The sequence below is a fragment of the Massilia sp. 2TAF26 genome (assembly GCF_052115005.1).
GTDB lineage: Bacteria > Pseudomonadota > Gammaproteobacteria > Burkholderiales > Burkholderiaceae_D > Telluria.
On record NZ_JBFRFV010000011.1, the window covers coordinates 149880 to 158768 of the forward strand.

8 protein-coding genes are annotated in these 8889 nt (G+C 66.4%); 2 read left to right on the plus strand and 6 right to left on the minus strand.

The features are described 5' to 3' along the window. From AB4Z32_RS14080 to AB4Z32_RS14100, 5 genes are all read right to left on the minus strand, one after another. The gene (locus AB4Z32_RS14080) at window positions 1-1860 is read right to left on the minus strand and encodes an Hsp70 family protein (RefSeq protein WP_442122484.1); all 1860 of its coding nucleotides are present in this window, start codon (window positions 1858-1860) and stop codon (window positions 1-3) included. Between the two features lie 8 nt (window positions 1861-1868). Further along, complete coding sequence (locus tag AB4Z32_RS14085; protein ID WP_442122474.1) at window positions 1869-2441, minus strand: DUF2760 domain-containing protein; 573 nt, start codon at window positions 2439-2441, stop codon at window positions 1869-1871. A gap of 76 nt (window positions 2442-2517) precedes the next feature. Then, window positions 2518-2979 (minus strand): type VII toxin-antitoxin system HepT family RNase toxin, encoded by a 462-nt coding sequence (gene hepT, locus AB4Z32_RS14090; RefSeq protein WP_442122475.1) that lies wholly within the window; start codon window positions 2977-2979, stop codon window positions 2518-2520. A 29-nt stretch (window positions 2980-3008) separates the two neighbouring features. Beyond that, the gene (locus AB4Z32_RS14095) at window positions 3009-4271 is read right to left on the minus strand and encodes a putative Na+/H+ antiporter (protein ID WP_442122476.1); all 1263 of its coding nucleotides are present in this window, start codon (window positions 4269-4271) and stop codon (window positions 3009-3011) included. A gap of 114 nt (window positions 4272-4385) precedes the next feature. Continuing rightward, on the minus strand, window positions 4386-4709 hold the full coding sequence (locus tag AB4Z32_RS14100) for a hypothetical protein (protein WP_442122477.1): 324 nt from the start codon (window positions 4707-4709) through the stop codon (window positions 4386-4388). 256 nt (window positions 4710-4965) lie between these two features. On the opposite strand from AB4Z32_RS14100, the gene AB4Z32_RS14105 reads away from it, so the two are divergent. Continuing rightward, window positions 4966-7836 (plus strand): TonB-dependent receptor, encoded by a 2871-nt coding sequence (locus AB4Z32_RS14105; RefSeq protein ID WP_442122478.1) that lies wholly within the window; start codon window positions 4966-4968, stop codon window positions 7834-7836. 149 nt (window positions 7837-7985) lie between these two features. Continuing rightward, entirely contained in the window at window positions 7986-8456 is a 471-nt protein-coding gene (locus AB4Z32_RS14110) for a hypothetical protein (RefSeq protein ID WP_442122479.1), read from the plus strand. A gap of 186 nt (window positions 8457-8642) precedes the next feature. On the opposite strand, the gene AB4Z32_RS14115 is transcribed toward AB4Z32_RS14110, so the two are convergent. Beyond that, window positions 8643-8855, minus strand: a complete 213-nt coding sequence (locus tag AB4Z32_RS14115; protein WP_442122480.1) for a hypothetical protein — start codon at window positions 8853-8855, stop codon at window positions 8643-8645. Window positions 8856-8889 lie beyond the last annotated feature (34 nt).

Consider the following 8889-nt stretch of genomic DNA (forward strand, 5'->3'; position numbering starts at 1 on the left):
TTACTGCTGCTCGGTGGCGCGGACGTCGAACTCGACCTTCCAGCGCTGGCCTTCGCGCGACACCGCGATCAACTCCAGCGTGCCGGCCTCGGTAGCGAGCGCGTGCAGCTTGACCTGGGCGACGTCGCCCGGCGTACGGCCTTCCGCCGGCAGCTCGGCCTGGATCTCGTTCAGCTCCTGCAGCTCGTCCGGACCCCAGAACTCGAGCACTTCGCCGATACGGTCCTGGCGGCGCACCGTCGAACCGAAGAAGCGGAAGTGCACCGGCTCGCCCACCACCAGGCCGAACTCCTGGCCCGGCAGTTCCAGCTCGCTGCCTTCTTCCATGCCGAAGGGCGCCACGCACAGGGCCGTGATCGGCGGCTCCATGCCGGGGATGGCCGGCATCGAGGATTCCACGCCCACGTAGTAGGAACGGGCCGTGCCGCCGCGGATGCGCACGCCGCCGCCGCGCCGCGCGTAGCCGTAGTAGGCCGCGCCGCGGGCGACCGCCAGGTCGAGGTCGGCGCCTTCCAGCATGCGCGCCGGTTCCGCGCCTTCCATGTACAGCCAGTCGTTGATGGTGTCCATCACGCGCTGGGACAGGATCTCGGACTTGAACACGCCGCCATTGAACAGCACCGCGGTCGGGTGCAGGAAGCTATGTTCCGGGTTGACCTGTCCGTTGAAGCCTTCCAGCTCCGCGGTGGCGCCGGCCTGGCGGGCCAGGAAGGCGGCCAGGTGGCGGGTCACCGCGGCGTCCTGCGCATACGGCAGGCCGATCTGGGTCAGGCCGGCGCGGGCGCGGGTGGCCGGTCTGCTTGATGCTTCGACCTTCGGGAAGAAGCCGTCGGTGATGAAGGTGGTGACTTCGTCGCGCGTGAGTTCGGTGCGGATCGAACCGCCGATCAGCTTCGAACCGCGGCTCGGCACCACGATCGGCCAGGTGGTGGCATTCGCATCGGCCAGCAAATGTTCCTTGGCGCCGCGGCAGGCGTAGGTGAGGGCGCGCATCTGCCAGGCGTCGAGCTGGGTGCCGTTCGCCTGCAGCTTGCGCGCCACCAGGTGCGCCAGCGCGAGGTCCATATTGTCGCCGCCCAGCAGGATGTGGTCGCCGACCGCGACGCGGTGCGGCTCCAGGTTGCCGTCGCGCTCGAGGATGGCGATCAGCGAGAAGTCGCTGGTGCCGCCGCCGACGTCGACCACCAGCACGATGTCGCCGGCTTTCACCTGCTTGCGCCAGCGTCCGCCGCTGCCTTCGATCCAGCTGTACAGGGCCGCCTGCGGCTCTTCCAGCAGGGTCGGGCTGCCGTAGCCGGCATGGCGCGCGGCTTCCGCGGTCAGCTCGCGCGCGCCGGGATCGAAGGAGGCCGGGATCGTCACGGTGACGGCCTGCTGGTCGAAGGGCGCTTCCGGATGCGCGGCATTCCAGGCATTGCGGATGTGTTCCAGGTAGCGGGTCGAGGCCGCCAGCGGCGACACGCGCCCGACTTCTTCCGGGGCATCCGTCGGCAGGATGGCGGCGCGGCGGTCCACGCCCGGGTGGCTCAGCCAGCTCTTGGCCGAGGAGACCAGGCGGATCGGGGTGCCGGCGCCGCGACTACGGGCCATTTCGCCGATGATGGATAAAGAAGCGGGCGCGGCCTGGCCATCGGTCCAGGGCAGGGCCAGCTCGCCCGGCGCCAGTTCGTCCGGGTGCGGCAGGTACATGAAGGAGGGCAGCAGCGGCAGCGCCTCGACGGTGCCGGGACCGCTCAGCTGCGGGATCGGCAGCACGCCCTGGTCGGCCTTTTCGCCGTCGCTGGCCTGCAGGTCGACCCAGGACAGGGCGCTGTGGGTGGTGCCGAGGTCGATGCCGATGGCATAGCGCGCGGTTTCCATGTTGGCGCTCACAGTTCCACCTCCGCCGGAGCGATGATGCTGGCGTCGTGCTTGTCGGCCAGTTGCGGCAGAGTCACCTTGGCGGCGCGCCAGCCGCGGTGGCTCAGGGTACCGGTGAACGGCGCCTTGCCGACCACGTTGCCGGTCAGGCGCACGCTGGCGGCGTCGAAGCCTTCCTGCAGGGTGACGCGCGCGCCTTCCAGCTCGCTGCGCACTGGTTCGATCGTGAAGTGCTCGCGCAGCACGCGGGCGCAGCCTTCGTGCACGACGCGGGAGGCGGCGCCGATGTCGGCGTCGCTGTAGACGGTGATGTTCTCGTTGGCGAAGTCGATCAGGCGCGCCTCGCGCTGCAGCAGGGACAGCAGTTGCAGGGCGGCGTCGGGCGTGGCCACGCGCAGCGGTGCGGCGGCCGGTGCCGGTGCGGGCGCAGGCGCAGGCGCAGGCGTCGGTGCGGCGATCGGGCCGATCTGGTCATCGCGCACGCGCGCGGCGAATTCGGCGTCGCCCAGGGTCTTGAAGAAAGCGCCGAAGGCGAGGGAAAGCCGGCTCCAGAAGGAGGGCAGGTTGGTCGGTTGGCTCATGTTCTTGTGTTGTCCGGTCCATGAAAGCGCGCATGATACCAGTTAGCCAAAAAATGGATGGCCAGGCGCGGCAGAGTCAGAGGGCGGAATTGCCCGTGGTTGGCGGCGGCGCGGCGGGTTCCGGCGTGCCGGCGGCCCTGCCGAGCAGGGCGCTCGCATAGGCGTCGAAATCGTCGAGTCCGCGCTTGATGATGGTGACCAGGGCCGGCAGCGGTGCCGCCTGGTAGTCCCATTCGGCGCGGCAGAATTCGCCGGTGCGCTTCAGGTCCTCGCCCAGGGCGGGATCGATCCAGCCCCCTTGTTCCAGCAGCGAGATCACTTCGCGTTCGTCCCGCGGCGTGCCGAGGCCGTAATGGGCGAGCACGTAGTCGCCCATCTCCACCGCCGCTTCCCAGGCGCGGATCACGTTCAGCGTGGCGGCGTCCTGGCGCGTGATGTCGCCGACAAAGGTCGTCGGGTCCTTCTCGTACTCGTCGCGGGCACGCTTGATGCAGCGCTCGATGGTGCCCGTCTTGCTGACCATCAGATCGTTGTCCATCGCTTTTCCTTGTTGTCCGAAGCTTTACGTTACAACAAGAACATGATGGCCGCCGCACAGGTGGGACCGAGGGCGCCCAGGAACAGCCAGACCGCGCCGATCGACTCGTCGGCGAAGCCGTGGCGCAGCAGGGCGGCGCCGGCCGGATTCGGGGCGTTGGCGATCACCGTCAGGCCGCCGCCGCCCACCGCGCCGGCCACCAGCATGTATTTTTCGTGATCGGACAGGCCGGTGATCAGCGAGCCGAGGTAGGTCAGGGCGGCGTTGTCGGTGACGGCCGTCAGGCCCAGGGCGCCGAAGAACAGGGCGGTCGGGCCGAGGCTGGCGACGGCCGGCTGCAGCCACCACTGCTGCATGCCGCCCAGCACTACCAGGCCCGCCAGGAAAAAACCGACCAGCAAGCCTTCCTTCAGGATCAGCGGCGACTGGTAGCGGTTATAGGCCTGGGTAAAACCGAGGAAGAGCAGGAACAGGCCCATGAACAGCACCGGATGGTGGGCCAGCAGCACCACCGCGGCCAGGAAGGCCAGGTGGATCAGCGAGACCAGCGGCGGTACCGGCGCCGTTTCGCCGTCGACGGAGGTATCGAGCTGGCGCAGGTGGGACCGCAGCAGGAAGGTGATGACGGTGGCGTTGAACACCACCGCGACCAGGGCGCGCCAGCCGATGTGGGTCAGCATCCAGGCGCTGTCCCAGCCCCAGGTGCCGGCCACCATCAGCACCGGCGGCGCCGCGTACGAGGTCAGGGTGCCGCCGATCGAGACGTTCACGAACAGCACGCCCAGCGCGCCGTACTTGAGCCATTCGGGCATGCCCTGGCGGAACACGGCCGGGGCCAGCATCAGGGCGGCCAGGGTCATCGCGGCCGGCTCGGTGATCAGGGAGCCGCACAGCGGCACCAGGGCCAGGGCCAGCCAGGCCTGGGCCACCTCTTTGCGCACCGGCGCCAAGGAAGAGATTAAACCCGCGAGGATGCGCAGCAAAGCGCGCGCCGCTTCCAGCACGGGACGCGAGGCGGCCACCACCATCACGACGAACACGAACAGCGGCTCGCTGTAGTGGCGCGACTCGGCATAGTCGACCGCCGCCGTGCGGCCCTCGACCAGGGCCATGAAACCCATCAGCACGAAGGCCCAGAAGCCGAACACGACCTCGACTTCGCCCAGCAGGTGGAACAGCCCGGCATGGCGCGGATGGCGGTGCGCCAGCACTTCGAACATGTGGGTGGAGAAGGTGTGCAGCAGGGCCACGACGAACAGGACCAGGCCGATGGTTTGCATGGTCGTGGTCATCGTGGCACTCCGGTGAAGCATGCGGTAGCGGGCATTGTGCAGCTTGATTGAAATGGCAATGCCGCCATTATTTCATTTTTTGCAGCCAGGGCCCGGATGGCCGGCCGTGCGGGCCTACTTTGCCTGTTTTGCCGGCCCGCCGGCGCCGATGGCCATGGTGGCGGCGTCGAACTTGGGCACCTGCTTCAGGAACTTGCGCTGGAATTCTTCCTGCGCCGCGATGCAGGCCTTGCCGAAATGGTCGCGCGCGCAGATCTCGTTGATCTTCCGGGTCTCGTCCAGCATTGCCTTGTACACCGCCCGGTTCGAGGCTGCGTCGGCGCTGCCGGCGGGTTGCGGGCTTGCCTGCCTGGGCGCGGTGGCTTGCGCGGCGGGGGCGGGCGAGGCGGCGCCGAAGGCGAGGAAGGCGGCAATCAGGAGCTTGATCAGGATGGTCATGGCGGATCCGGTCGGCTGCACAAAGGGAAGGCGAAAGTCTAGTGAGCACGCCCAACGCCGTGCAGCCCCACCGATGGGGGAACGAGAGACAAGGTGCAATTTGTGACCAAAAATGCCACACAAAGATGTAACTGATTCGCGTTCAATTGACACCAAAATACGCCGGTGCTTTGATGGATCGGCCTGACTGCCGGGGAAAAAGAAGAAGGCCGCTAGCCAGGTACTCGACGAATTCCTATCACGGAGACCTATTCTCATGGCTACATCGCATTCGGCTTTCCTGCAAAAGCCGCTTACCCTTGCGGTTCGTTTTGCCCTGGCCAGCCTGGCGGCCATTCCGCTGGCTGCCATCGCCCAGGATTCCACCACCTCGACCACGACCGACACGACCAAAACGCCGGCCGCCAACCAGCAGGTTCAGCGCGTGGAGGTGACGGGCTCGCGCATCCGCCGCACCGACGTCGAAACGCCCAGCCCGGTCCAGATCATCAGCGCCAAGGAGCTCAAGCAGACTGGCTACACCTCCGTTTCCGAGGTGCTGCGCAACATCACCGCCAACGGCCAGGGCACGCTGTCGCAATCTTTCAGCGGCGCCTTCGCGGCCGGCGCCTCCGGCATCTCCCTGCGCGGCCTGACGGTCGGCGCGACCCTGGTGCTGATCGACGGCCAGCGCATGGCGCCCTATGCGCTGTCGGACGACGGCCAGCGCAGCTTCGTCGACATCAGCCAGATCCCGATGGAGGCGATCGATCGCATCGAGGTGCTGAAGGACGGCGCTTCCTCGATCTACGGTTCGGATGCGGTGGCCGGCGTGGTCAACGTGATCCTGAAGAAGCAATACTCGGGCAGCGAGCTGACCGCCGAGGCCGGCCAGGCCTGGCGCGGCGACGGCGTCACCGCCCACGCCTCGGGCATCCACGGCTGGGGCGATCTCGACCGCGACGGCCACAGCGCGTACATCGCGCTCGAATACCGCCACCAGAACGAGATCCTGGCGAGCAACCGCAACCGGGCGTTCACGAATACCGACTGGACGGCCTTCGGCGGCAAGAACCTGACCCGCGGCGTGCCGACCGCCGCCAATGGCTTCCAGCCGGCCAGCATTACCGGCTACCTGATCGATCCGGACACCGGCGCCGTCACCAACCTGCCGGGCTGCACCAGCGCCCAGTTCAATGCCGGCCAGTGCGCCTACCGCGACCGCGGCCTGCAGCTGCAACCGAGCACCAAGAACATCAACCTGCTCGGTTCCTATGTCCAGAAACTGGGCAGCGACTGGCAAGTGAACCTGAAGGGCTCGTATTTCCGCTCGGAGGCGGAGCAGGTGAACCGCTATGCAAGCACGCTCGGGCTGGCCGGACTGTCGGCGCTGGCCTATGGGCCGGGCATTCCTCCGGAGGCAACGCCGCCGGGCGCGCCGGTCCTGATCACGGTACCCGCCACCTATCCCGGCAACACGACCGGGCGGCCCCAGGTCCTGCAATACAACTTTCCCGAACTGGGCGGCAGCCGCGCCGGCGTGAAGTCCGATACCTGGCGCCTGGGCGCCGACCTGGCCGGCAGCCTTGCCGGCTGGGATCTGACGGCCGCGCTCGGCGCCAGCGAGAGCAAGGTCCGGCAGGACATCAACAACGGCTTCAACATCACCAACCTGCAAGCGGCCTTCAACGATCCTGTCCATCCCTACCTGATCGGGGACGCCGCCAGCGGCAATACTCAGGCCCAGCGCGACTTCATCGCCCCGATGCAGCATGCGAAGGCCACCAGCAAGCTGCAGTTCGTGCGCGTGTCCGCCGGCCACGAGCTGATGACGCTGAAGGGCGGCGCGCTGGCCCTGAACCTGGGCCTCGAATATACGCACCGCGCCCTCGACGCCCAGGCGCCGCCCACCGTTGCCAACGGCACCCAGATCGGCAATAACGCCTGGGCCATCGGCACCCAGAACATTGCCGCCGGCTATGGCGAGATCGTGGCGCCGATCCTGAAGAACCTCGAGCTCGATGCCTCGGTGCGCTACGACAAGGTGATGGGCATCGACAAGGCCGTCACGCCCAAGGCGGGCTTCAAATGGTCGCCGCTCAGCCAGGTGACGTTGCGCGGCACCTATACCGAGGGCTTCCGTGCGCCGAATCCGGCCGAGATCGGCAACACCGGCAACTATTTCTTCGCGAATACCCAGCCGGATCCGGTCCTGTGCGCGAACACGGGCGCCGATCCCACCACGACGCCCGGCAACTTCCCGCAGCAATGCAATGTGTCGATCGCGGGCGTCCAGACCCCGGGCAAGAACCTGAAATCGGAAAAATCGAAGTCCTATACCTTCGGCCTGATCCTGGAGCCGGTCCGCAACCTGAATGTGTCGCTGGACTACTACCACATCCGCATCGACAACCAGATCATCAGTGCGATCAACGACCCGGCCTACGACGCGACGCCCTTCCTGGTGCGCGGCGTGCCGATCGCCCAGCCCTTCGTGAACCCGGACGGCAGCCTCTCGACCGTCACGCCGCCGGTCGGCAATGCGCTGTTCGCACCGTATCCCTACGAGAATGCGCTGTACACGATGACCAACGGCATCGACCTCGACGCGCGCATGAACTGGCCGCTGGCGGGCGGCAAACTCAGCGCCCAGCTGACCGCGACCCACATGATCTCGTACAAGCAGGGTACCACCGGCGCCGAGGCGATCCAGCTGGCCGGCACCCACGGCCCGTCGGCCACCTCCGGCGATACCGGCAACCCGCGCGACCGGGCCCAGCTCAAGATCGGCTGGGACAAGGGCCCGCTGACCGTGTCGACCACGGTGAACTGGGTCAGCAGCTTCTCCGTGACCGACCCCTCGTCGACCAATGCCGCCACCTGCGCGGACGCGATCTCCTTCGTGTTCGCGACGCCGAATACGGAATTCTGCCGTATCCGTGCGTTCACCTCGGTCGACGTCTATGGCGAGTACCGCCTGTCGCAGAAGCTCAGCCTGCACGCCTCGGTGCTGAACCTGTTCAACAGCCCGCCGCCGCTGGACTTCCAGACCTACGGCAGCTCGCCGTCGACCTTCTACAACCCGGCGCTGCACCAGGCGGGAGCGGTCGGGCGTTTCGTGAATGTCGGGCTGAACTACAAGTTCTGAGCGGGGGGCGAACAGGGCTGGCGATGGCGCTGTTGCAAAGCATGTAAGTATCTGTCAGCAGCGTAAGCGTTTGTAAAGTAGGTCAACACCTAGGGCAGAGGCTGCGTTTTACGAGCACATCGACCAACAAACAGCTGAGGATCTTTATCATGAAAAAAACCATTGCCGCTGTGATCTCCGCCCTGTTCGCCACCGCGGCGTTTGCCCAGACACCGGCCCCGGCCTCCAAGCAGGCCGTACTGGTCAACAATGCCGACCTGAAGGCATCGAAAGCCGCCACCAAGCCGGTGCATGTGGAAGCACAGGCAGCGCAAGCCAACGCGAAAGAGGCACATGACGATGCGAAGGCGGCCAAGGCGCATGCCAAGGAGGCGAAGACCAGCGCCAAACATGCAAAGAGCAAGGCCAAGCATGTCGCGAAGACCGACACGATGAAGGACAAGCAGGAGACCGCTGTCACGACGCCGGCGTCGGCTGCTCCTGCCGCACCGGACGCGGCAGCGGCTACCGCTCCCGCTCCTGTTGAAACCCCGGCTCCGGCTGCAAGCACGACGCCGGTACAGGACGCCACTCCGGCGCCTGCCGTCACCCCGGCGCCTGCCGCTCCGATTACTCAGTAAAGCTGCCGTTTCGATTCCAGCGAAGCCCGCGCAATGCGGGCTTTTTTTCGAACAAAAAAAAAGCCGGCAGACAAGTCCACCGGCGAACGTGGGAGAGTGAGAACCGAATGTTCCCTGTCAGGCCTAGCTGACATCGACATGTTATCGAATGACGCCACGCGCATTATTAAATCTTGTCCATCTTTCTCACGTGGCACAGGCGATCAAGCAGAGGTAGCCGTATAGCTCGATGAAATCTGCCGATTCAGCGCCGTAAAAGCGGGCATCGGGCGCACTACGAATTGATTGGCGCTGTTCGCGCCAAGTGTGGAATCTTTTCTGCAAGCCTGCGGTCCAATGTCGACCTGAACCGTTGACGGAGGCAGCATGCAAGCACGGCAGTTCGAACAGTTCCTGCAACGCCTGTCCTCTCTAACGCGGCGCCAGCGCGACC